Below are 23,578 nucleotides of genomic sequence, written 5' to 3' on the forward strand. Positions count from 1 at the left end.
CGTCGGGGCGCTGCGGTCGATCGCGACCGCAGCTAGAGCCAGTGCCGTCGTTTGAAGATCACGTACAGCGCGATGCCGAGCACGAGCATGAGTCCGATCGCCATCGGGTAGCCCCACACCCACTTCAGCTCGGGCATGACCTCGAAGTTCATGCCGTAGATGCCGGCGATCAGGGTCGGCGTGAAGAGGATGGCCGCCCATGACGAGATCTTCTTGACCTCTTCTCCCTGCCGGTACGTCGTCTCGGCGAGGGAGGTCATCCTGGCGTTCTGCCGCTCGCTGACCAGCGTGGCGTTGACGGTGAGGATGTCGCGGAGCATCCTCTTGAAGTCGTCGACCCGCTCGTTCACCTGCGTGAGGTGGTCGGCGACGTCGCGCAGGTTGCGCTGCAGCTCTTGGGTCACCCCGTACTTCTCGCTGCCCAGCTCGAGCGCGTCCATCACGGCGGTGAGCGGATGCGTGGCCCGCTGAAAGTCGATCACCTCGGTCGACAGCTCGTAGATGCGCCGCGACACGTTCGCATCGCCGTCGAACACCTGCTTCTCGATCTCGTCGATGTCGTTGGCGAGCCCGGCGACGACCGGGGCGTAGCCGTCGACGATGGCGTCGATGATGGCGTAGAGGATGCTCTGGGTCCCGAGCGCGAGCAGGTCCTCGTCGTACTCCATGCGATGACGCACCTGCGAGAGGTCGGGCGACTCGCTGTGCCGAACCGTGATCACGAAGTTCGGCCCCACGAAGACGTGCACCTCGCCGAACGACACCTCTTCAGGCACGTCGAGGTAGTTGGCCGCCCTGAGCACGACGAACAGCACGTCGTCGTAGCGCTCCAGCTTCGGGCGCTGGTGGGCGGCGATCGCGTCTTCGATGGCGAGCTCGTGCAGGTCGAACTCACGGGCCAGCGAGAACAGTTCGGTCTCACTCGGCCGATACAACCCGATCCAGGCGACGCCGTTCTCGGTGTCGTGCAGAGCCCGGAACGTGTCGGCCAGCGTGGTGGGCGACGACACGCGCCTGCCGTCGGCGTAGATCGCCGCGTCGACGATCGTGCTGCGCGAACGGGCCGCCGGCTCGTCGGTCTGAGCCGGATCCGTGGCCGGGACGGCCGGGCGTGATCGCTGCCTGAAGGGGATCGGGATGACTCGCCGCCTCAGCTGTGCCATGGTTCGCCTCCGTCCGGCCGTGCGGGAAAGTGGGTGACGGGACGCGATTGGTCCCGTGCAACCTTAAGCCCGTTCTTCCTGACAGACCGGCGGATGCTCCGGCCGGCCGGGAGGGGCATCCATCGCTCCCGTCTTCGCCCGGCCGGGTGCGGTCTCCGGTTCAGAGCTCGACCGTGCGCCGCAGCCGCAGGCCCGCGGCGGCACGGTGGGCGATCGCGGCGTCGTAGTGTCGCAGCAGATCGGCGCAGACGTCCGCCCACGACGAGCGCAGCACCGCTCGCCGCCCTGCCTCGCCCATGCGCTGGCGCAGCCCGGCATCGTGCGCGAGCAGATTCACCGCGTCGCGGAGCTCCCGGTCGGAGTCGAAGAGCAGTCCGTCGACGCCGTGCCGCACCAGGTCGATGGGCCCGCCCGCGTTCGGCGCCACGACCGGAAGGCCCGCGGCGTGCGCCTCCTGCACCGTCTGCCCGAACGTCTCCTCCGTGCCGGTGTGCACGAACATGTCCAGAGCGGCATACGCCGCCCCGAGGTCGTCGCCGCCTCGTCTGCCCAGCCAGCTCACGGGCATCCTGCGCAACGCTTTGCGCACCGCCACGTCGCTCGGGCCGTCGCCGACGACGGCGAGCCGGATGCCCTCCATGCCGCGCAGCGCCGCAAGCCGCTCGACCTGTTTCTCCGGGGCCAGCCGGCCGACGTAGCCGACCACCACCTCGCCGTCGGGTGACAGCGACTCGCGCAAGGCGACGGCATCGGCGCGGGAACGGTTGTTCGGGTGATAGCGGGTCAGATCGACGCCGCGTCCCCATCGTCGCACTCTGAGGATGCCCGCATGCGCGAGATCGTCGGCGGATGCCGTCGAGGGCGCCAGCGTGATGTCGGCTCCGTTGTGCACCCAGCGCACGTAGCGCCAGGCGAGGGCCGTCGTGAGGCCGAGGCGATTGCGCTTGGCGTAGCCGGCGACATCCGTCTGGTACACGGCGACAGTCGCCACGCCAAGCCGTCCGGCAGCGGCGATCGCCTGCGCGCCGAGGAGGAACGGGGATGCCGCGTGCAGCACGTCTGGCGCGAAGTCGGCCAGCACGCTCTGCACGAGCGGACTCGGCATGCCGAGCGGAAAACGGCGGTAGGCGATGGAGGGCACGGTGTGCACGGCGAAGCCCGCGTACTCGGCGGGGGCGTCCGGTCCTGGGCAGATGACGGTGGCGTCGTGACCCAGGCGTCGCAGTTCGTCGAGCACCCTGCAGACGCTCGTGGTCACGCCGTTGACGGTCGGCAGAAAACTCTCGCTCACGATGGCGACCCGCATGTCGGCGACGTTACGAGCCGGCCGTGGCGGGGGAGTGAACCGTTCCTGAATCCGGCCGGAATCCGGCGGGAACCCCGCCCCTTATCCTGATCAGCATGAGTGAGCTGCCCCTCGAGGACTTCTACTGCATCATCCCGGCCGGCGGGGTCGGCTCCCGCCTGTGGCCGCTGTCGCGCGCCGATGCGCCGAAGTTCTTGCACGACCTGACCGGCTCCGGCTCGACGCTGTTGCGCGCCACCTGGAACCGCCTCATTCCGCTGTCCGGCGAACAGCGGGTCATGGTGGTCACGGGAAGGGCGCATCGCGCTGCTGTCGAGGAGCAGATCCCCGCCCTGACCGATGAGAACGTCGTGCTGGAGAGTGAGCCGCGTGAGAACACGGCGGCCATCGGGCTCGCGGCGGCGATCCTCGAGCGCCGGCATCCCGGGGTGATCATCGGCTCGTTCGCGGCCGACCACGTGATCGGCAACGAACCGCTCTTCCGAGCAGCGGTCACCGAGGCCGTCGCCGCGGCGCGCGCCGGCTACATCACCACCGTCGGCATCACGCCGACCGAGCCCGCGGTCGGCTTCGGCTACATCCACGTCGGCGAACCGCTGACGGTGTCCGGAGCGAAGTCCGTGCGCAAGGTGGTCTCGTTCGTCGAGAAGCCGAACCTCAAGACCGCCAAGAAGTACCTGGCCGGCGGTGACTACCTCTGGAACGCGAGCATGTTCATCGCGAAGGCGTCGGTGCTCCTCGAGCAGATCGGCACGTCGCATCCCGAGATGCTCGCCGCTCTGCTCGAACTCGCGGAGGCGTGGGACGACCCGGCGACGAGAGGTCCCGCCGTCGACCGCATCTGGCCGTCGCTCACGAAGGTGGCGATCGACTATTCGGTCGCAGAGCCGGCCGCGGCCGCGGGCAAGCTCGCCGTCGTTCCCGGCCACTTCAACTGGGATGACGTCGGAGACTTCGCGTCGCTCGCCAAGCTCAACAGCAGCGGACGTCCCACCGACCTCGCCATTCTCGGCGAGAACGCGAGGGTGCTCTCCGACGCCTCGAGCGGCATCGTGGTGAGCCAGACCGGTCGCGTGATCAGCCTGATCGGCATCAAGAACGTCGTGGTCGTCGACACTCCCGATGCCCTCCTGGTCACGACGAGTGAGAACGCCCAGCGGGTGAAGTCCGTCGTCGAGGCGCTCCGCCTGACCGGCTCCACCGAGGTCCTCTGAGCGCGGAGGTTCCCTGAGTCCCGAGGTGCTCTGAGTCCCGAGGTTCCGTAAGGACGCGGTGCATGGGGTCGCCCGCTCGCAGACGGGGTGGCCGTGTGCATCCTTGCGCGTAGCCGACTGCACAAATGAGCAGTCCTCTATCGCAGGATGCTCAAAAGAAACAAGATGATAACGGCGACGTCAGGATGTCCGTACCCGAATCCAAGGGATTCGTAACGTTGAGTAACGTCGCTGGATCGACGTCTCGCGCGCCCGCGCAGATCTTCTAGGTGGAGGACAACGTGACATTCAAACTACGCAAGGTTGCGCTCGCGGGACTCGCCGCGGCCAGCGCGATCGCCCTGCTCGCCGGCTGCGGTCAGGCACCGACCGACAGCAACACGGCGACGAAGGCGAAGAGCAACTTCCTTCCCTGCATGGTCTCCGACAACGGCGGCTTCAACGACCACTCGTTCAACCAGCTCGGCTACGAGGGTCTGGTGGCGAGCGCCAAGAAGCTCGGCACGAAGTACAAGACCGCTGAGTCGAAGACCGCGAGCGACTACGCGCCGAACATCAACAGCATGGTCGACCAGAACTGCAACCTGATCATCACGGTCGGCTTCAACCTCTCCGACGCCACCAAGAAGGCGGCGGCGGCCAACACCAGCACCGACTTCGCGATCATCGACGACGACGAGTTCACAGCGCCGAACGTCAAGTCGATCATCTTCGACACGGCGCAGGCCGCATTCCTCGGCGGCTACGCCGCGGCGAGCTTCTCGAAGACCGGTGTGGTCGGAACCTTCGGCGGCATGCAGATCCCGACCGTGACCATCTTCATGGACGGCTTCGTCGACGGCGTCAACTACTACAACCAGCAGAAGAACAAGAGCGTCAAGGTCGTCGGCTGGAACGTCGACAGCCAGAAGGGCTCGTTCACCGGCGGCTTCGACGCCAACGACACCGCCAAGCAGGTCGCGCAGGGCCTCATCGACCAGAACGCCGACGTCATCATGCCGGTCGGCGGCCCGATCTACCAGTCGGCGGCCCAGGCCATCGATCAGGCGAACAGCGCAGGCAAGAGCATCTCGATGATCGGTGTCGACGCGGATGTCTACAACACCGACCCGAGCGTTCGTTCGATCCTGCTCACCTCGGTCATGAAGGGCATCAAGCCGTCGACGTCGGCGGTCATCGAGCAGTCCGCGGCGGGCAAGTTCTCCAACACGGCCTACGTCGGCACGCTGAAGAACGACGGAGTGGGACTCGCCCCGTTCCACGACTTCGCGTCGAAGGTCGACTCGAACCTCAAGTCGGAGCTCGACAAGATCAAGCAGGGCATCATCGACGGCTCCATCACTGTGAAGTCGCCGGCCTCGCCGAAGTCCTGATCAACAGCACGATCGCTCCCTGAGCGAGCGCAGCGAGTCGAAGGGCCCTCCGGGCACCCTTCGACTCGTCTGCGTCTCGCGCGGGGAGCGCGGACTGCCAAGAAAGCGATGCAATTCCCGGCCTCAACGCGGCGGCCGGTGAAAGGTAGATTGACCCCCATGAAGCTCGAACTTCGCGGTATCACCAAGCGATTCGGCTCCCTCACCGCCAACGATCACATCTCGCTCACCGTCGAGCCGGGAGAGATCCACTGCATTCTCGGTGAGAACGGTGCGGGCAAGTCGACGCTGATGAACGTTCTCTACGGCCTCCTCGAGGCGGACGAGGGCGACATCCTGCTCGACGACGTCGTGCAGCACTTCACCGGTCCCGGCGACGCGATGAAGGCGGGCATCGGCATGGTGCATCAGCACTTCATGCTGATCCCCGTCTTCACGGTCTCCGAGAACGTGATGCTCGGCAACGAGAGCACGGGCTTCGCAGGGTTCCTCAATCACAAGCAGGCTCGCTCCCGTGTGCGGGAGATCTCTGCGCGGTTCGGCTTCGACGTCGACCCGGATGCGCGCATCGAGAACCTGCCGGTCGGGGTGCAGCAGCGGGTCGAGATCATCAAGGCTCTGTCGCGCGACGCCAAGGTGCTCGTCTTCGACGAGCCGACCGCCGTGCTCACGCCGCAGGAGACCGACGAGCTGATGTCGATCATGAAGCAGCTTCGCGACTCCGGAACGGCCATCGTCTTCATCACCCACAAGCTGCGCGAGGTGAGGGCGGTCGCCGATCGAATCACCGTGATGCGGCTCGGCAAGGTCGTCGGCGAAGCGTCGCCGACGGCGAGCAACGCGGAACTCGCCTCGCTCATGGTCGGCCGCTCCGTCGAGCTGACCGTGCAGAAGGAGCCGGCGACGCCGGGTGACGCAGCCCTCCAGGTGCGCGGTCTCACGGTCATCGATCACGACGGCCAGCTCGTGGTCAACGACGTGGACTTCGATGTGCACGCGGGAGAGATCCTCGCCATCGCCGGTGTGCAGGGCAACGGGCAGACCGAGCTGACCGAGGCCATCCTCGGGCTTCAGAACCATGTGGAGGGCGAGATTCTTCTCGACGGCAAGCGGCTCACCGGTCTCGGGGTTCGCAGGGTGCTGGATGCCGGTGTCGGGTTCGTGCCTGAAGACCGCAACGAAGACGGCCTGGTCGGCGGCTTCTCCATCGCGGAGAACCTCATGCTCGACCGATCGGACTCCGCGCCGTTCGTGAAGGGCGGGGGACTGCAGCTGGCGTATCGCGCCCAGTTCGCCGCCGAGAAGATCCGCGAGTTCGACGTGCGCGCGCAGAGCAGCGACACCCTCGTCGGCACGCTCTCCGGCGGCAATCAACAGAAGGTCGTGCTGGCGCGCGAACTGAGCCGCGATCTGCGGCTCCTCGTGGCCGCGCAGCCCACCCGAGGCCTCGACGTCGGATCGATCGAGTTCGTGCACAAACGCATCGTGGAGGCGCGCGACTCGGGTATACCGGTCATCGTCGTGTCCACGGAACTCGATGAGGTCGACGCGCTCGCCGACCGCATCGCCGTCATGTACCGCGGCGGAATCGTGGGCATCGTGCCGGCGGGGACCGACCGCGAGACGCTCGGCATCATGATGGCGGGCGAGCATCCCGATTCTCCCCATTCCGAACCGCCGACGACTCCCGGCGATGCCGGGCCAGACTCGAGAGGAGAGGCCGCGTGAGCGACCAGCAGGGCGAGTCGCCGGCATCGGCCGGCGCTGAAGGCGCACGCGGCGCCGAAGCGGTGGATGCCCAGGGCACGGAGGCCGTGACCGACGGCCTGACCGCCGGGGCAGGTGCGACCGCCGGCGAGACGGCGAGTGAGCGGGCGGCCGAGGAGGCCGACGTCGCTCTCGAGGCCGGCTCGTCGGTCGCGCCGGACGAGCCGGAGCCGAACAGGTGGAACGATGCGCTGCGGCAGATCGCGGGCGGCAGCGTCGTGATCTCGATCCTGGCCGTCGTGCTGGCGCTCGTTGTCGGGGCGATCCTGATCGCGGTGACCGACCCAGGGGTGCAGCAGGCCGCCGGCTACTTCTTCGCTCGTCCCGGTGACACCTTCCAGGCGATCTGGAACGTCGTCTCCGGCGCGTACAGCTCGCTGTTCCAGGGCGCCATCTACAACTTCGGCCGTCCGACGTTCGCCGAAGGCATCCGTCCGTTCATGGACACCCTCACCTACGCGACGCCGCTGATCGTCGCCGGCCTCGGTGTCGGGCTCGGCTTCCGCACCGGCATCTTCAACATCGGCGGTCAGGGCCAGATGCTCATCGCCGCAGCGTTCTGCGGATGGATCGGCTGGTCGTTCGACCTCCCGCCCGTGCTGCACCTGGTCGTCGCCGTCGCCGCGGGGTTCGTGGGCGGCGCGCTCTGGGCGGGCATCGCCGGCGTGCTCAAGGCACGCACAGGTGCGCACGAGGTGATCGTGACGATCATGCTCAACTGGATCGCGTTCTACCTCATCTCCTATCTGCTTCGCACACCGGGCGCCCTGCAGCAGCACGGGTCTAACAACCCGAAGTCGCCTGCGATCCTGCCCAACGCCATCCTTCCGCCGCTGTTCGGCCCGCAGTACCAGCTGCACTGGGGCTTCGTCATCGCCATCGCGGCGACCATCTTCATCTGGTGGCTCCTCGAGAGGTCGAGCCTGGGCTTCAAGTTCCGCGCCGTCGGGGAGAACCCGAGCGCAGCGAAGGTCGCGGGCATCAGCGTGAACTCAGCGATCATCTGGTCGATGGTGATCGGCGGTGGCCTCGTGGGTCTCGCCGGCGTCGACCAGGTGCTCGGAACCACCACAGGCGGCTTCGGCTCCTCGATCGATGCGGGCATCGGCTTCGACGCGATCACCGTCGCCCTGCTCGGGCGTTCACGGCCGCTCGGCATTTTCGTCGCAGGCGTGCTCTTCGGTGCCTTCAAGGCGGGCGGTTTCCTGATGCAGGCGGCGGACAGCATCCCGATCGACATCGTGCTGGTCGTGCAGTCGCTCATCGTGCTGTTCATCGCGGCGCCTCCGCTCGTGCGCGCGATCTTCCGTCTGCCGACGCCCGGCAAACCACCGCGCAAGAAGAAGCCGACGACAACGACTCCGATCGCCCCGAAGGAGGTGGCAGCGAAGTGACGACGACAGCTGATCACACGATCCCGGACGCCTCGCCGATCGTTCTCGAGAAGACGGTCGTTCGCAGCTACAAGACGCCGATTCTGCTCAGCGTCGTGGCCGCGCTGTCGATCGTGCTCTATGTGGTCTTCAGGCGCGGGGGCGACACGACCTTCACGTTCGCCGGCGGTCGCATCGCCGCGAGCCTGCCGAACGTTGTGCTGCCGACGACGCTGACCTGCGTGATCCTCACGATCGTGCTCGTGGTCATGGCAGCGCTCAGCTGGTGGCTGGTCAGCCGGTTCGCGAGCGTGCCGTTGTGGTTCTCGGGAGTCTTCGCCTTTCTGTTCGTGCTCGCCTTCCTCACCTGGGCGGCCGGGGCGAACGCGCTTCCCCTGCCGATCACGGGCCTGCTGCTCGGCACGGTGAGCCTCAGCGTGCCGTACATCTTCGGTGCGCTGGGCGGTGTGATCTCCGAGCGCAGCGGCGTGGTCAACATCGCGATCGAGGGTCAGCTGCTCGGCGGCGCGTTCCTCGCCGCCGTGGTGTCGAGCATGACCAGGTCGTTGACGCTCGGTCTGATCGCCGCCGTGGTCGCGGGCGTGCTCGTGTCGTTCCTGCTCGCGGCGTTCGCGATCAAGTACTACGTCGATCAGGTCATCGTCGGCGTCGTGATCAACGTGCTGGTGCTCGGCCTGACCAACTTCTTGTACAGCCAGGTGCTCACCAAGGACCCGAGCATGACGAAGCTGTTGAACAGCCCGCCGCTGCTGCCGGCCCTGCCCATCCCGGGGCTGAGCGCCATTCCGGTGATCGGACCGGTGCTGTTCGACCAGTCGATCATCGTGTACCTCATGTACATCGCGGTCGCCGCCGTGTACATCGGGCTGTTCCACACGCGGTGGGGTCTTCGCCTGCGGTCGGTGGGCGAGCATCCTCAGGCCGCCGACACCGTCGGCATCAACGTGACGGGCACCCGGTTCTGGAACGTGTCCCTGGCCGGTGCGATCGTCGGACTGGGCGGGGCGTACTTCACGCTCGGCTCCGTCGGCTCCTTCTCCGAGGACATGACGGGCGGCCAGGGCTACATCGCCCTCGCCGCGGTGATCTTCGGCCGCTGGGATCCGATCCGCGCCACTCTCGCCGCGCTTCTCTTCGGCTTCGCCAGCAACCTGCAGTACACGCTCGCGGCCGTCGGATCTCCGGTGCCCAGCGAGTTCCTGCTGATGCTGCCCTACGTGGTGACCATCCTCGCCGTCGCGGGCTTCGTCGGCTATGTGCGGTCCCCGGCGGCGGACGGCAAGCCGTACATCAAGTCCTGACCGAGCGCCACAGCCGCTTCCGCGAGATGAAACAGGTGACACGACGATGAGCGACGATACGGCGCCCTTCTCGGGCGAGATCGACTGGGGCGCGCTGCGCACCGAGGCCGAAGACGCGATGAGAAAGGCGTACGTCCCGTATTCGCACTTTCCGGTCGGGGCCGCCGCGCTGGCGACCGACGGTCGGATCGTCTCCGGCTGCAACGTGGAGAACGCGAGCTACGGTCTCACGCTCTGCGCCGAGTGCTCGCTCGTCTCCGCTCTGCACATGAGCGGGGGCGGCCAGCTCGTCGCCTTCACGTGCGTGAACGGCGACGGAGACGTCATCATGCCGTGCGGCCGCTGCAGGCAGTTGCTCTATGAGCACTCGGTGGCAGGCATGCTGCTCGAGACTGTCTCGGGCATCCGCACCATCGACGAGGTCATCCCCGACGCGTTCGGCCCTCGCGATCTGCAGCAGTACTCCGCCTGAGCGAGCGCCCCGCTCGCGGTGCCCACGGGCATCCGACAAGGAAGCTGAACAGAATGGCCGAACGTTTCGACGCCGTCGACATCATCCGCACCAAGCGCGATCGCGGCGAACTCTCCACCGCCGAGATCGAGTGGCTCGTGGATGCCTACACCCGCGGATTCGTCGCGGACGAGCAGATGTCGTCCTGGGCGATGGCCGTGCTGCTCAACGGCATGAGCAGACGCGAGATCCGCGACCTCACGCTCGCGATGATCGCGAGCGGTGAGCGCATGAGCTTCGCCGACCTCGGCAAGCCGACGGTCGACAAGCACTCGACGGGGGAGTCGGCGACAAGATCACGCTGCCGCTCGTTCCGCTCGTGGCATCCTTCGGCGTCGCCGTTCCCCAGCTCTCCGGACGTGGTCTTGGCCACACCGGAGGAACGCTCGACAAGCTGGAGAGCATCTCGGGATGGCGTGCGGCGCTCACGACCGACGAACTGTTCGCGCAGCTGCGCGACGTGGGCGGCGCCATCTGCGCGGCCGGCCCAGGTCTCGCGCCCGCGGACAAGAAATTGTACGCGTTGCGCGACATCACGGGCACGGTCGAGGCCATCCCGCTGATCGCGTCGTCGATCATGAGCAAGAAGATCGCCGAGGGCACGGGTGCGCTCGTGCTCGACGTCAAGTTCGGATCCGGCGCCTTCATGCGTGACCTCGACAAGGCGCGAGAGCTGGCCCGCACCATGGTCGAGCTCGGACAGGATGCCGGTGTCGCGACCTCTGCGCTGCTCACCGACATGAACGCCCCGCTCGGGCGCGCCATCGGCAACGCGAACGAGGTGCGGGAGTCTGTCGAGGTCTTGGAGGGCGGAGGCCCTGCCGACATCGTCGAGCTCACCCTCGCTCTGGCGCGCGAGATGTTGACGCTGGTCGGCAAGCCCGACGCCGACGTGGAGGACGCCCTGCGCTCGGGCCGTGCGATGGACTCGTGGCGCGCGCTCATCTGCGCGCAGGACGGCGACCCCGACGCTCCGCTGCCGCACCCTCGCGAGACGCACACCGTCACCGCGCCGCGCTCCGGCGTCGTGGTGCGGCAGGATGCGCTCGCGTTCGGTGTGGCCGCGTGGCGCCTCGGTGCCGGACGCGCCCGCCAGCAGGATCCCGTGCTGCACGCCGCAGGCATCGACCTGCACGCCCAGGTCGGGGAGTCGGTCGCCGAAGGCGACCCGCTGTTCACCCTGTCCACGGACGACCCGGTGCGTTTCGAACGCGCCCTGGAGGCACTCGACGGCGCCTGGGAGCTTGGCGAGACGGCGCGGGAGCGCGGACCGATCGTGGTGGACCGCGTCGCCTGACCGTTGCACCCTCGCAGCGCACGTTCAGGCGATCTGATCGCCCTGTTCGGACGATGCGTCGCGGTGCAATCGGGGCTGCAATGGGGTCATGAGCGTTGCCGTCACTCTCGATAACTTTCCGCGCGTAGAGACCGACACGATGATCGCCGGAATGCTCCCGATCATCGGCGCCGTCGGCGTGTTCCATCATGACCGCGACCTCGCGCCGTTGGATCGACAGCCGGTGATCCGGCAGAACCGGGACACCCTGTATTCGGTTGCCGTGGCGGACCTCACGAACGGCGCGACGCTCACCGTGCCGGATATGAGGGATCGGTACATCTCGGTGATGGTGATCAACCAGGACCATTACATCAACCGCGTATATCACCGGCCGGGCCGCTACCGGCTGACGGTCGACGAGTTCGGTACGGACTATGCGGTGGTCGCTGCGCGCATCCTGTTCGATCCATCGAGCCGTGCGGACTTGGACGAGGTGCATGCCCTTCAGGATGGCCTGCGAATCGAGGCCGACGGCCGGCGCTCTTTCACACGGCCCGACAACGACCCCGATTCGTACAAGGCGGTGCGTGACGCACTGCTCGTTCTCGGCAAGACGATGGGCAGCTTGTCGCGATGCTTCGGTCCGATCGAAGATGTCGATCCGGTGCATCATCTCGTCGCCACGGCATCGGCGTGGGGCGGCCTGCCGGACGAGGAGGCCCAGTACATCAACGTGAATCCGCAACTGTCGAGCGGCCGATACACGATGAGGTTCGGCGACGCGCCGGCGGACGCGTTCTGGTCATTGAGCGTCTACGACGGCGACGGCTACTTCGACCGCTCGGCGGTCGGTGCCACGAACGTCAATTCGGTGTTCGCCATACCCGACGCGGACGGGGCGGTCACGGTGCATCTCGGCGACTGGGATGCCGGCACTCCGAATCGTCTGGCGTTGCCCGAGGGCTGGAATCTGCTGATCCGCCTCTACCGCCCGCGTCTGGACGAGCTGAAGGATTGGCACACACCCGAGATCGTGCCGGCATGATGGTGCCCTCCGCAGCCTGTACGTGGATGCTCGGCACAAGATTCCCCCGCGGCTCGCTGCCCCTGTCGCTGCTGTGCCACTCCAGGGTTCGATCGGGGCACTGAAACGAGCGAGCTCGTTTCGTCACCCCTCAATCGCCCGTAACCTGGAGCAATGAGCGCAGAGCCGTCGGGCCCAACGGAGCCCCCCAGTACCACCGCCCCCCATGTCGTCGACGGAGTCGACGTGCAGATCCTGCCGAAGGTGTCGCTGCACGACCACCTCGACGGCGGGCTCCGGCCGCAGACCATCATCGAGCTGGCCGACGAGATCGACCTCGACGTGCCCGAGACGGATGCGGACGCGCTCGGCGACTGGTTCGCGCGGCAGTCCGACTCGGGGTCGCTCGTGGAATACCTCAAGACGTTCGACCTCACGACGGCCGTCATGCAGACCAGGGACGGCCTGGCCCGAGTGGCCCGCGAATTCGTTCTCGACCTCGCGGCCGACGGTGTCGTCTACGGCGAGGTGCGCTGGGCGCCAGAGCAGCACCTGGCGCGGGGCCTCACTCTCGACCAGGCGGTCGAGGCGGTGCAGCGCGGGCTGGAGCAGGGCGTCGACGATGTGCGCGCGAGCGGGGCGAACATCCGTGTCGGGCAGCTCGTCACGGCCATGCGTCACGCCGACCGCGGCCTCGAGATCGCACAGCTCGCCGTTCGGCATCGGGATGCCGGTGTGGTCGGCTTCGACATCGCCGGTGCGGAGGCGGGGTTCCCGGCGAGCAACCACCGCATCGCCTTCGACTATCTCGCCGAACAGTACTTTCCGGTGACGGTGCACGCGGGGGAGGCGGACGGGCTCGCGAGCATCCAGAGCGCGCTCATCGACGGCCGCGCGCTGCGGCTCGGTCACGGGGTACGGCTGGCGGAGGACATCACCGTCGAACGGCAGGACGACGAGAACATCTACGTCTCTCTCGGCAGGCTCTCGCAGTGGGTCAAGGATCGCGAGATCGCGCTCGAGCTGAGCCCGTCGTCGAACCTGCAGACCGGGGCGATCGCGGCGTGGGGCGACGACCTCATCGACCACCCCTTCGACCTGCTCTACCAGCTCGGCTTCCAGGTGACGGTGAACACCGACAATCGGCTGATGAGCCGCACGTCGCTGAGCCGCGAGCTCGCACTGCTCGCGGATGCCTTCGGCTACGATCTCGACGACCTCGAGACGTTCCAGCTCAACGCCGCGGCTGCCACTTTCCTCCCGCTGGAAGACCGGGAAGACCTGGCCGAGGCGATCTCGTCGGGATTCGACACCGTCTGAGCGGGGCACGCCCCACCGCGGGTTGAGGAGCGCGCCGCTTCGCGGTGCTCCTCAACCCACGGGATGGGGTGCCGCTTGGCGGTGCTCCTCAACCTGAGGTAATGCCGGCTCGCACTCAGCCAGCGTTGAACATCCGTCGCGATACGCTTGTAGACATGTCGCTTCCGCCGCTGCCCGACTCTGCCATCGACCTCGGTGTGCACGCGTCGGATTGGCGTGCCGCCGTTCGTTTCGCGGGCAATGCGCTGCGCCGCTCCGGTGCCACGCGCGACAGCTACACGGAGCGCATGATCCAGGTCATCGACGAGTTCGGCGCCTACATCGTCATCGCCCCCGGGCTTGCGCTGGCGCACGCGCGACCGGGTCCCGACGTGCTGGCCGACGGCCTGTCGGTGGTGACGTTCGCGGAGCCGGTGGTGTTCGGACATCCGCACAACGATCCGGTCAGCGTGGTGGTCGGCCTCGCCGTCTCCTCACCAGACGCGCACGTGACCTGCGTCGCCGAACTCGCCAACATCTTCAACGATCCGCAGGCGATTCCGGCGCTGGCGAACGCGAGCACGGCCGACGAGGTGTGGCGTGTGATCGGCGCACCCGAGTTGCCGCAGGACCTTTCGCCCGTTCGCTGACGGATCCGTGCTCTTCGGATGCAGTCCGGCGCGGCGGGCAGCCGGCCGAACGATCCGCCCATTCAGCAAGGAGACGCAATGAAGATCGTGGCGATCTGCGGTGCCGGGGTGGGAACATCCGGCATCCTCAAGGTGAACGCCGAGCGGGTGCTCGAGCGGCTCGGGCTCTCCGCCGACGTGAGCGCGTCGGATGTCGCGAGCCTGGCGACCACGGGAGCCGATGCCCAGGTCATCCTCACTTCGCCGGAGCTCGTCGAGCGCATCCCGCCGACCAACGCCGACATCGTCGTCGTGGAGAACTACTTCGACCTGAACGAGCTCGAGCGCAAGCTCGAGGATGCCATCGGCTGACTTCCCCGCCCGGCGGTCCCATCGCCGAGAGTGCCGGTTCTTCTCGCCGAGAGCGCGTGTTTCGCTCGCCGAGAGTGCGTGTTCCCGTGGAGCGGCGCGGCCGCTACACGGCGTCGGTCAGCACGCGCATCGCGGCGCCGACCGCGTCGGCACGGGACTGCGCTGCGGCGCGGCGAGCGGCGGCATCCGTGTCGCCGTCGTCGAATGCGTCGATGTAGATCTTGAGCTTGGGCTCCGTGCCGCTGGGGCGCACCATCACGCGCGAGCCGTCGTCGAGCACGATGCGCAGCACGTCGCTGGGCGGCAGCGTGGCAGAGCCTTCGCGCAGATCGTCGATGCGCACGACCACGGCGTCGCCGACGTGTGCTGGCGGCTCGGCGCGCAGCGCCGCCATGATGCGTGAGATGCGGTCGAGATCGGTCACCCTGATGGAGATCTGATCCGACGCGTACGCACCGAATCGCTCGGTGAACTCGTCGAGCCGGTCCGCGATGGTGCGGCCCTCGGCGTGCAGCCGCTGCGCGAGCGCGAGGGCGAACGTCGCGGCCGAGATGCCGTCCTTGTCGCGCACGGTCTGCGGATTCACGAGGTAGCCGAGAGCCTCCTCGTAGCCGAAGAGCAGTCCGGGCACACGGCTGACCCACTTGAATCCGGTGAGGGTCTCGGCGAATCGCAGACCGTGGGCATCCGCCACGGCCTTCAACGCGGGCGAGGAGACGATGGATGCCGCCAACGCCCCGTCGAGACCGCTCTCGGCCGCGAGCTCCGCAGCGGTCCACCCGAGCAGCATGCCCACCTCGTTGCCGCTCAACCGCCGGAACCCCTCGGCCGACGACTCGTCGGGAATGCCGATGGCCAGCCGGTCGGCGTCGGGGTCGTTCGCGATCACGAGCTGTGCGCCCGCCTCGCGTGCGAGCGCGAATGCGAGGTCGAGGGCGCCGGGCTCCTCCGGGTTGGGGAACGAGACGGTCGGGAAGTCGGGATCGGGCTCCTGCTGCTCGGGCACGGAGACGGGGACGGACAGCCCGGCGGCGGCGAAGACGGCGCTCGCCGTCTGCCAGCCGACCCCGTGCATCGCCGTGTAGACGACCCGCAGCCCTGAGCCGTGGTCCGCGCCCGCGGTTCGGGTGGTCCCGTGCCCAGCCACGGCGGCGGTCGCCGCGACGTACGCGTCGACGAGCGACTCCTCTGCGATCTCGTAGTCGTCGGATCGTGGCAGGTCGGAGACGGCTCCGCGCGCCACCTCGTCGATGTGCGCAGCGATGAGTCCATCGGCCGGTGGCACGATCTGCGATCCCTCGTCCGCACCGCCGAGATACACCTTGTAGCCGTTGTCGCGGGCCGGATTGTGGCTCGCCGTCACCATCACCCCGGCCGACGCCTTCAGGTGCCGCACCGCGAACGCGAGCACTGGCGTCGGCAGCAGCCGCGGCAGCAGCACGGCCCGCACCCCTGCCCCCGCCATCACCTCAGCGGTGTCGCGTGCGAACACCTGCGAGTTCGTGCGTCCGTCGTAGCCGATCACGACCGAGGGCGTGACGCCGGATTCCGCTGCCTGCTCGACCAGGTATGCCGCGAGCCCCGCTGCGGCCTGCGCCACGAGCACGCGGTTCATGCGGTTGGGCCCCGCGGCGATCTCCCCGCGCAGTCCCGCGGTGCCGAACGCGAGCCGGGTGTCGAACCTCGAGTGCAGGTCGGCGACGGCCTCGCCGGATCCGGCGACGGCCTCGTCGACGATGGCCTGCAGTTCGGCGCGTGTCTCGGCATCCGGATCGTCCGGGATCCAGGCCCGCGCCGCGGCGACGACCTCGGCGTCGGACAGCGGCGCGGCGCTCACAGCTTCTCCACGATGCGGGCGAGCAGCGCGCTGATCACCGGCTCCGCCTGGCGGCCGGCCTCGATGACCTCGGCGTGGCTGAGCGGCTGGTCGGAGATGCCGGCGGCCAGGTTGGTGATCAACGACATGCCGAGCACCTCCATGCCCGACTGGCGTGCGGCGATCGCCTCCAGCGAGGTCGACATGCCCACGATGTGGCCGCCTATCGTCTTCGCCATCTGCACCTCGGCCGGCGTCTCGTAGTGGGGACCGCGGAACTGCACGTACACGCCCTCGTCGAGGGAGGCATCCACCTCGCGCGCCAGCTCGCGCAGCCGGCGCGAGTAGAGATCGGTGAGGTCGATGAACGTCGCGCCCTCGAGGGGGGATGCCGCCGTGAGGTTGATGTGGTCGCTGATCAGCACAGGCGTTCCGGGACCCCAGGTCTGCTTGATGCCGCCCGCGCCGTTCGTGAGGATCATGACCGTGGCGCCCGCCGCGGCGGCGGTGCGCACGCCGTGCACGACGGGACGCACACCCCGGCCCTCGTAGAAGTGCGTGCGAGCGCCGAGCACGAGCGCGTGCTTGCCGTTCGCCAGTCGAACCGAACGGATCGTCCCGACGTGCCCCGGCACAGCAGGAGCGCTGAATCCGAGGATGTCCGTGGCCGGCACCGTCGCGACAGTCTCGCCGATGAGGTCGGCCGCCTTGCCCCAGCCGCTGCCCAGCGTCAGCGCGATGTCGTGGCGCTCGATGCCGGTGCGCTCGGCGATCTGTTCGGCCGCGATGCGCGCGATCTCGAACGGATCGGCGGCGCTGTCGTCGAAGGGATTCGCTGCGTCGTCGGATGCCATGACCACCACTCTAGGCAGCGGCCTGCCGTGATTCCCATCACCGCTCATCGGCGCAGCGGCCGACGGGGCGGTCTGCCATGTCGGGAACGCGACACACTCGCCGTTGCGGCGCCGTGAGGGCGCATCGGTCGCAACCGTGCGTGCAGTCGAGAGCGGTACGCACGGCGGGGACGGGCGTACGAATAAAATGGATGCCATGGCCTTCGAGTTCGAGCGCAAGCAATCCATCGCCGTACTCGGGGGCGGTCCCGGCGGCTACGAAGCAGCACTCGCCGGGGCGCAGCTCGGGGCCGAGGTCACGCTCGTCGAGCGCGCGGGCGTCGGCGGCGCCGCGGTGATGACCGACGTCGTGCCGTCGAAGACGCTCATCGCCACCGCGGATGCCACGCGGGCCATCGGCGAGGCCGCCGATCTCGGCGTGCAGTTCTTCGGTCGCACAGAGACGGGCAAGCCCATCCGGCCCGAGGTGGCGGTCAACCTCTCCGCCGTGAACAAGCGTCTGCTCGGGCTGGCACGCCAGCAGTCGGAGGACATGCGCAGCGAGCTCGTGCACGCCGGTGTGCGCATCGTCACCGGAGAGGGACGTTTCGACGGGCCGAACGCCCTCATCGTCTCCACGTCGAAGGACAACGGCACCGACTTCGATCGCGTCGAGGCCGACACCATGGTGATCGCGGTCGGTGCCAGCCCTCGACTGCTGCCGACGGCGATGCCCGACGGGGAGCGCATCCTCACCTGGACCCAGCTCTACGGGCTGAGCACGGTGCCGGAGCACCTCATCGTCGTGGGATCCGGCGTCACCGGTGCCGAGTTCGCCAGCGCCTACACGTACCTGGGCGCGAAGGTCACTCTCATCTCCAGCCGCGACCGGGTGCTGCCAGGCGAAGACGCCGACGCCGCCACCGTGCTCGAGAAGGTCTTCAAGCGCAACGGCATGACCGTGCTCTCCAAGTCCCGTGCCGAGTCGGTGGAACGCACCGAGAACGGCGTGGTCGCCACGCTCAGCGACGGACGCACGGTCGAGGGCTCGCACTGCCTGCTCGCCGTCGGCTCCATTCCCAACACGGCGGGCATCGGGCTCGAGGATGCCGGTGTGCAGCTCACCCCGAGCGGCCACATCCGCGTCAATCGCGTCGCCCGTACATCGATGCCGAGCATCTACGCCGCTGGCGACTGCTCGAACGTGCTGCCGCTGGCCTCCGTCGCCTCCATGCAGGGGCGCACCGCCATCTTCCACGCGCTCGGCGACTCGGTGACCCCGATCGAGCTGCGCAACGTGGCATCCAACATCTTCACCTCGCCCGAGATCGCCACGGTCGGCTGGAACCAGCGCGAGATCGAGGAAGGCCTCGCCCAGGGCGACATCTACAAGCTTGCGCTCAAGTCGAATCCGCGCGCCAAGATGCAGGGCATCAAGGACGGCTTCGTCAAGCTGTTCGCCCGCACCGGCAGCGGAACGGTCATCGGCGGGGTGATCGTGGCTCCGCGGGCGAGCGAGCTGATTCTGCCCGTCGCGCTGGCCGTGGAGCATCGCCTCACCGTCGACCAGGTCGCCCGCGCGTTCTCGGTCTACCCGTCGCTGTCGAACTCCATCACCGACGCCGCGCGCGCCATGCACATCGTGCTCTAGCGGCGCACATCGCGCTCTAGCTGCCTGGGCGCGATCGCTCCGCTGTTCCGAACACCGGAGATGGCGCCGAGCACCGGTGTATTTCTTCGGTGTGCAGTGCGAGAGCGCGATCGCTCCGGTCTTCGGAACCCGCCTCGTCTGAGAAGACCGGCAGCCTGAGAAGACTGACAGGTCCGCCTGACGTGCCGCGCGCCGGGAGTAGCGTCCGGCTGGGGGCGCTTGCACAGCTGCAACGCGCCCCACGCGCAATCCGGGACGGATCCGCCAGTGAGGAGACGACGATGTCGAGCACGTTGAACCAGCCGAAACCCAAGCCGGTGGAGGTGAAACTCAAGCGACATGTCGGCCCGATCGGCCTGCTGTTCGCTGCGATCGGCTCCATCATCGGATCGGGATGGCTGTTCGGCGCGTTCAACGCCTCCGCAATCGCCGGGCCCGCCGCGATCTTCTCCTGGCTCATCGCCGGCGTGATGATCCTGCTGATCGCGCTCTGCTACGCGGAACTCGGGCCGATGTTCCCCATCTCGGGCGGCGTGGTGCGCTACCCGCACATGGTGTGGGGCTCGTTCGGCAGTTTCACGATGGGGTGGATCACCTGGATCGCCTCGGCGGCCGTTCCCGCCATCGAGGTCGAGGGCGCGCTGACGTACGGCACCAAGTACGCGCCGTTCACCGTGCTCGAGAAGGACAGCGGCGCATCCGCTCACGTGCTCACGCCGCTGGGCATGGTGGTGGCCGTCATCCTGCTCGCGGTGTTCGGGGTGATCAACTACTTCGGCGTCCGGCTGTTCGCGCAGGTCAACACCGTGATCGTGTGGTGGAAGGTCTTCGTGATCTGCCTCGTGATCGTGGTCTTCATCATCACCGCGCTGGCCACCACGGCCTCGCAGTCGATCGGCAACTTCACCTCGCACGGCTTCGCGCCGAAGGGGTTCGCCGCCGTCTTCGTCTGCATCGCGACGGCGGGCATCACGTTCTCGTTCCTCGGCTTCCGGCAGGGCATCGAGCTCGCGGGCGAGACCACGAACCCGAAGCGCAACATCCCGTTCGCGGTGATCGGCTCCGTGGGCATCACGGCCATCCTGTACGCGCTGCTGCAGGTGGCGTTCACCATGATGGTCCCGGCCTCCGCGCTGCAGCACGAGGGCGGCTGGATGGGCCTCGCCTTCAAGAACGACTTCGGGCCGCTGGCCGCTCTGGCCACCATCGCCGGGCTCGGCTGGCTGGCGTACATCCTCTACTTCGACGCCATCATCTCGCCGCTCGACACCGGACTCATCTACACCACGGTGACCTCGCGCGTCTCGTATGCGGTCGGGCGCAACGGCAACGGCCCGCGGTGGCTGGCCACGAACAACAAGCACGGGGTGCCGGTGTGGAGCCTTCTGCTGTCGTTCCTGGTGAGCATCGTCCTGCTGCTCCCCTTCCCCAGCTGGCAGCAGCTGGTCGGGTTCATCACGAGCGCGACCGTGCTCTCGTTCGGCACGGGCCCGCTCGTGCTGGCCGTGATGCGCCGCAAGCTGCCCGAGCACGCGCGGCCGTTCAAGCTCCCCTTCGGCGACGTCATCCCGTTCCTGGCGTTCTATTGCACGAACATGATCGTGTACTGGGCCGGCTGGGCCACGAACCAGAAGCTGATGATCTCCATCCTCATCGGCTACGTGTTCCTCGTGATCTACGAGCTGTCGACGCGCAAGCGGCCGAACCGCCCGAAGCTCGACTTCAAGGCGAGCGCGTTCTGGGTCATCCCGTGGCTCATCCTGATGACGCTCGTGAGCTGGCTGTTCGACCCGACCAGCCACCCGAAGATGTTCTTCTGGGTGTTCCTGATCAACCTGGTGATCACGATCGTGATCTACATCATCGCCGTCAAGATCACGCTGCCGACGCAGAAGATCGAGCAGTACATCGAGGATGCCGCGCACGAGTCCGAGATCGAAGAGGAGACCCTCGCGGGCGGCGCGATCGACTGACGACTGATGCGACCGGGTCGGCCGCAGCGCACGGCGTAGGGAAGCGTACGGCGCAGACACGGGAGGGCGACACCCTATGGTGTCGCCCTCCCGTGTCTGCGTACCAGCGCGGTTCGGGCCGTCGAACAGGTGACGGCCGGTCGCGTTCCGGCCCGCCTGTCAGACGATGTTGAGCAACAGGTGCCCGCTGGAGACGGTGGCGCCGACCTGGGCGTTCACGTCGGCCACGGTGCCGTCCTTGTGCGCCGTGAGCGGCTGCTCCATCTTCATGGCCTCGAGCACCAGGATGAGGTCGCCCTTCACCACCTGGTCGCCCTCGCCCACGGCGAGCTTGACGACCGTCGCCTGCATGGGCGCCGTGACGGAGTCGCCGCTCGTCGTCGTCACCGAGCTCGTCGCTGACTTGCGCTTCGGCGCGTGCCCGACAGCCGCAGCTGGTCCGCCCGCGATCAGCAGCTTCGTCGGCAGGCTGACCTCGACGCGCTTGCCGCCCACCTCAACGACGACGCTGTGCCGCGCCTCCGCCTCTGGCTGGTCCTCGGCCTCGCCGCTCCACGGCTCGAGCTCGTTGACGAACTCCGTCTCGATCCAGCGCGTGTACACGCTGAAGGGATGCCCGTGCTCGGGCGCGAAGGCCGGGTCGCGCACGATCGCGCGGTGGAACGGCAGCACCGTCGGAAGCCCGGCCACCTCGAACTCGTCGAGCGCACGACGCGAGCGCTCGAGCGCCTCCTCGCGGCTGGAGCCTGTGACGACGAGCTTCGCGAGCAGCGAGTCGAACGCACCGGAGATGACGTCACCCGCCTGCACGCCGGAGTCGACGCGCACGCCGGGGCCGGAGGCCGGCTTGAACACGTGCACGGGACCGGGGGCGGGCAGGAAGCCCCGGCCCGGGTCCTCGCCGTTGATGCGGAACTCGAACGAGTGAGCACGCGGCGCCGGGTCGTCGTAGTCGAGCACGCCGCCCTCCGCGATGCGGAACTGCTCGCGCACAAGATCGATTCCGGTGACCTCTTCGGAGACGCAGTGTTCGACCTGCAGCCTGGTGTTCACCTCGAGGAACGAGACGGTGCCGTCCTGCCCGATCAAGAACTCGCAGGTGCCGGCCCCGAGGTATCCGACCTCCTTGAGGATGGCCTTCGACGAGGTGTAGAGCTGCTCGCGCTGCTCGTCGGTGATGAACGGTGCAGGCGCCTCCTCGACGAGTTTCTGGTGACGGCGCTGGAGGGAGCAGTCGCGGGTGGAGACCACGACGACGTTGCCGTGGGAATCCGCGAGGCACTGCGTCTCGACGTGACGCGGCTTGTCGAGGTACTTCTCCACGAAGCACTCGCCGCGGCCGAACGCGGCGATGGCCTCGCGCGTGGCCGACTCGAAGAGCTCGGCGACCTCGTCGCGCTCGCGGGCGACCTTGAGGCCGCGGCCTCCGCCGCCGAACGCCGCCTTGATGGCGACCGGCAGTCCGTACTGATCGACGAACTCGAGCACCTCGTCGGCGTCTGCCACGGGGTTCAGCGTGCCGGGGGCGAGAGGTGCCCCGACCTTCTCGGCCACGTGGCGGGCCGAGACCTTGTCGCCGAGCCGCTCGATGGCGTCCGGGCTCGGTCCGATCCAGATCAGGCCGGCGTCGATGACGGCGCGTGCGAAGTCGGCGTTCTCGGCGAGGAACCCGTAGCCGGGGTGCACGGCGTCGGCGCCCGACCTGCGGCACACCGACAGCAGCTTCTCGATCGAGAGGTAGGTGTCGGCGCTCGTCGCGCCGTCGAGTCCGTACGCCTCGTCGGCGAGGCGGGCGTGCACGGCGTCGCGGTCCTGGTCCGCATAGACGGCGACGGAGGCGATCCCGCTGTCACGCGCCGCTCGAATGACGCGAACGGCGATCTCGCCGCGGTTGGCGATCAGAACCTTGGAGATGTGGGGCACAGTGTTCAAGCCTATTGACGCATGCATGCACGCTTTTGAATGGTGCGCACAAACCTGGCCCCGGCAGCTTTCGGATGCCTACAACGGCATCCTTCGCCCGTTCAGCTCCAGAGGTCGGTCCATTCGTAGCCCAGCCGCTTGACCAGCGAGCGCAGCGTCGACAGCGAGAGCCCGACGACCGTGCTCGGGTCTCCGTCGACCCTGGTGATGAACGGGCCGCCGAGGCTGTCGATCGTGAACGCCCCCGCCACCTCCAACGGCTCCCCGGTGGCGATGTACGCGTCGATCTCCGTGTCGTCGAGGTCGTCGGCGAATGTCACGGACGCCTCGGCCACCGCGCCGACGGCGGCGCGCGCTGCGCCGCCGGTGTGGTCGATCAGCCAGTGCCCGGAGTGCAGCACGCCCGTGCGGCCGCGCTGCAGGTGCCAGCGCTCGCGCGCCAGGGATGCCTCGTGCGGCTTGCCGTACGTCACCCCGTCGACCTCGAACGCGGAGTCTCCACCGAGGATGAGCCCGTCGATCGGCTCGCCTGCGATGCGGGCTCCGACCACCGCCTCCGCCTTCGCCTGTGCGAGCAGTTGGACGATCTCCGCGGTGGGCAGCGGCCCGCGCTCCGCTTCGGCCCGCGCCACGGCCGCCGGCTCGTCGACGCCGGGCGCGATGGTCATCGGCTCGACGCCGGCCGAACGCAACAGCGTGAGCCGGGCGGGAGAGGTGGAGGCGAGGTAAAGGCGCATGCCTGCCATTCTG

General features: G+C 68.0%; 18 protein-coding genes and 1 pseudogene. 13 read left to right on the forward strand and 6 right to left on the reverse strand.

Annotated features, from left to right (window positions below; all coding sequences use genetic code 11):
- Positions 1 to 32: 32 nt before the first annotated feature.
- Entirely contained in the window at positions 33 to 1,163 is a 1,131-nt protein-coding gene (locus FPZ11_RS17985; RefSeq protein WP_146322391.1) for a magnesium and cobalt transport protein CorA, read from the reverse strand.
- 160 nt (positions 1,164 to 1,323) lie between these two features.
- Positions 1,324 to 2,469, reverse strand: coding sequence for a glycosyltransferase family 4 protein (locus FPZ11_RS17990; RefSeq protein ID WP_146322392.1), 1,146 nt, complete (start codon positions 2,467 to 2,469; stop codon positions 1,324 to 1,326).
- A 95-nt stretch (positions 2,470 to 2,564) separates the two neighbouring features.
- Here FPZ11_RS17990 and FPZ11_RS17995 point away from each other — a divergent pair, with 95 nt between their 5' ends.
- The 11 genes and pseudogenes from FPZ11_RS17995 (at position 2,565) to FPZ11_RS18045 (ending at position 14,632) form a co-directional block, all read left to right on the forward strand.
- Positions 2,565 to 3,683 (forward strand): mannose-1-phosphate guanylyltransferase, encoded by a 1,119-nt coding sequence (locus FPZ11_RS17995; protein WP_146322393.1) that lies wholly within the window; start codon positions 2,565 to 2,567, stop codon positions 3,681 to 3,683.
- 281 nt (positions 3,684 to 3,964) lie between these two features.
- Entirely contained in the window at positions 3,965 to 5,056 is a 1,092-nt protein-coding gene (locus FPZ11_RS18000; protein WP_146322394.1) for a BMP family lipoprotein, read from the forward strand.
- 159 nt (positions 5,057 to 5,215) lie between these two features.
- Complete coding sequence (locus FPZ11_RS18005; protein ID WP_146322395.1) at positions 5,216 to 6,784, forward strand: ABC transporter ATP-binding protein; 1,569 nt, start codon at positions 5,216 to 5,218, stop codon at positions 6,782 to 6,784.
- 86 nt (positions 6,785 to 6,870) lie between these two features.
- Complete coding sequence (locus tag FPZ11_RS18010) at positions 6,871 to 8,217, forward strand: ABC transporter permease (protein ID WP_210416059.1); 1,347 nt, start codon at positions 6,871 to 6,873, stop codon at positions 8,215 to 8,217.
- A complete protein-coding gene (locus FPZ11_RS18015) occupies positions 8,214 to 9,518 on the forward strand; it encodes an ABC transporter permease (protein ID WP_146322396.1) in 1,305 nt (434 codons plus the stop codon). Before FPZ11_RS18010 ends, FPZ11_RS18015 begins: the two co-directional genes overlap by 4 nt.
- 46 nt (positions 9,519 to 9,564) lie before the next feature.
- Entirely contained in the window at positions 9,565 to 9,990 is a 426-nt protein-coding gene (locus FPZ11_RS18020; protein ID WP_146322397.1) for a cytidine deaminase, read from the forward strand.
- Between the two features lie 53 nt (positions 9,991 to 10,043).
- Positions 10,044 to 11,326 (forward strand): annotated as a pseudogene (locus tag FPZ11_RS18025) (thymidine phosphorylase).
- Positions 11,327 to 11,414: 88 nt separating this feature from the next.
- Positions 11,415 to 12,353, forward strand: a complete 939-nt coding sequence (locus tag FPZ11_RS18030) for a DUF1254 domain-containing protein (protein WP_146322398.1) — start codon at positions 11,415 to 11,417, stop codon at positions 12,351 to 12,353.
- A 225-nt stretch (positions 12,354 to 12,578) separates the two neighbouring features.
- Positions 12,579 to 13,652: an adenosine deaminase gene (locus tag FPZ11_RS18035; RefSeq protein ID WP_437438606.1), complete on the forward strand. Its 1,074-nt coding sequence runs from the start codon at positions 12,579 to 12,581 to the stop codon at positions 13,650 to 13,652.
- Positions 13,653 to 13,807: 155 nt separating this feature from the next.
- The gene (locus tag FPZ11_RS18040; protein WP_146322400.1) at positions 13,808 to 14,281 is read left to right on the forward strand and encodes a PTS sugar transporter subunit IIA; all 474 of its coding nucleotides are present in this window, start codon (positions 13,808 to 13,810) and stop codon (positions 14,279 to 14,281) included.
- Between the two features lie 78 nt (positions 14,282 to 14,359).
- On the forward strand, positions 14,360 to 14,632 hold the full coding sequence (locus FPZ11_RS18045; RefSeq protein ID WP_146322401.1) for a PTS sugar transporter subunit IIB: 273 nt from the start codon (positions 14,360 to 14,362) through the stop codon (positions 14,630 to 14,632).
- A gap of 103 nt (positions 14,633 to 14,735) precedes the next feature.
- Here FPZ11_RS18045 and FPZ11_RS18050 read toward each other — a convergent pair whose 3' ends face one another.
- Positions 14,736 to 16,469: a phospho-sugar mutase gene (locus tag FPZ11_RS18050; RefSeq protein ID WP_246846393.1), complete on the reverse strand. Its 1,734-nt coding sequence runs from the start codon at positions 16,467 to 16,469 to the stop codon at positions 14,736 to 14,738.
- Entirely contained in the window at positions 16,466 to 17,302 is an 837-nt protein-coding gene (locus tag FPZ11_RS18055) for a purine-nucleoside phosphorylase (protein ID WP_146322402.1), read from the reverse strand. Before FPZ11_RS18055 ends, FPZ11_RS18050 begins: the two co-directional genes overlap by 4 nt.
- 196 nt (positions 17,303 to 17,498) lie before the next feature.
- On the opposite strand from FPZ11_RS18055, the gene FPZ11_RS18060 reads away from it, so the two are divergent.
- On the forward strand, positions 17,499 to 18,932 hold the full coding sequence (locus FPZ11_RS18060; protein WP_146322403.1) for an NAD(P)H-quinone dehydrogenase: 1,434 nt from the start codon (positions 17,499 to 17,501) through the stop codon (positions 18,930 to 18,932).
- A gap of 281 nt (positions 18,933 to 19,213) precedes the next feature.
- Positions 19,214 to 20,905, forward strand: a complete 1,692-nt coding sequence (locus tag FPZ11_RS18065; protein ID WP_146322404.1) for an APC family permease — start codon at positions 19,214 to 19,216, stop codon at positions 20,903 to 20,905.
- A 159-nt stretch (positions 20,906 to 21,064) separates the two neighbouring features.
- On the opposite strand, the gene FPZ11_RS18070 is transcribed toward FPZ11_RS18065, so the two are convergent.
- Both FPZ11_RS18070 and FPZ11_RS18075 read right to left on the reverse strand, forming a co-directional pair.
- Positions 21,065 to 22,855 (reverse strand): acetyl/propionyl/methylcrotonyl-CoA carboxylase subunit alpha, encoded by a 1,791-nt coding sequence (locus tag FPZ11_RS18070; protein WP_437438607.1) that lies wholly within the window; start codon positions 22,853 to 22,855, stop codon positions 21,065 to 21,067.
- A gap of 74 nt (positions 22,856 to 22,929) precedes the next feature.
- Positions 22,930 to 23,565, reverse strand: a complete 636-nt coding sequence (locus tag FPZ11_RS18075; protein WP_146322406.1) for a Maf family protein — start codon at positions 23,563 to 23,565, stop codon at positions 22,930 to 22,932.
- Between the last annotated feature and the right edge of the window lie 13 nt (positions 23,566 to 23,578).

The sequence above is a fragment of the Humibacter ginsenosidimutans genome, from assembly GCF_007859675.1.
Classification (GTDB): domain Bacteria; phylum Actinomycetota; class Actinomycetes; order Actinomycetales; family Microbacteriaceae; genus Humibacter; species Humibacter ginsenosidimutans.

Bases quoted from the DNA above. Each gene is read 5' to 3' on its own strand.
- FPZ11_RS17985 (WP_146322391.1), bottom strand. From the start codon at position 1,163: ATGGCACAGCTGAGGCGGCGAGTCATCCCGATCCCCTTCAGGCAGCGA.
- FPZ11_RS17990 (WP_146322392.1), bottom strand. From the start codon at position 2,469: ATGCGGGTCGCCATCGTGAGCGAGAGTTTTCTGCCGACCGTCAACGGC.
- FPZ11_RS17995 (WP_146322393.1), top strand. From the start codon at position 2,565: ATGAGTGAGCTGCCCCTCGAGGACTTCTACTGCATCATCCCGGCCGGC.
- FPZ11_RS18005 (WP_146322395.1), top strand. From the start codon at position 5,216: ATGAAGCTCGAACTTCGCGGTATCACCAAGCGATTCGGCTCCCTCACC.
- FPZ11_RS18020 (WP_146322397.1), top strand. From the start codon at position 9,565: ATGAGCGACGATACGGCGCCCTTCTCGGGCGAGATCGACTGGGGCGCG.
- FPZ11_RS18030 (WP_146322398.1), top strand. From the start codon at position 11,415: ATGAGCGTTGCCGTCACTCTCGATAACTTTCCGCGCGTAGAGACCGAC.
- FPZ11_RS18040 (WP_146322400.1), top strand. From the start codon at position 13,808: ATGTCGCTTCCGCCGCTGCCCGACTCTGCCATCGACCTCGGTGTGCAC.
- FPZ11_RS18045 (WP_146322401.1), top strand. From the start codon at position 14,360: ATGAAGATCGTGGCGATCTGCGGTGCCGGGGTGGGAACATCCGGCATC.
- FPZ11_RS18055 (WP_146322402.1), bottom strand. From the start codon at position 17,302: ATGGCATCCGACGACGCAGCGAATCCCTTCGACGACAGCGCCGCCGAT.
- FPZ11_RS18060 (WP_146322403.1), top strand. From the start codon at position 17,499: ATGGCCTTCGAGTTCGAGCGCAAGCAATCCATCGCCGTACTCGGGGGC.
- FPZ11_RS18065 (WP_146322404.1), top strand. From the start codon at position 19,214: ATGTCGAGCACGTTGAACCAGCCGAAACCCAAGCCGGTGGAGGTGAAA.
- FPZ11_RS18070 (WP_437438607.1), bottom strand. From the start codon at position 22,855: ATGCATGCGTCAATAGGCTTGAACACTGTGCCCCACATCTCCAAGGTT.
- FPZ11_RS18075 (WP_146322406.1), bottom strand. From the start codon at position 23,565: ATGCGCCTTTACCTCGCCTCCACCTCTCCCGCCCGGCTCACGCTGTTG.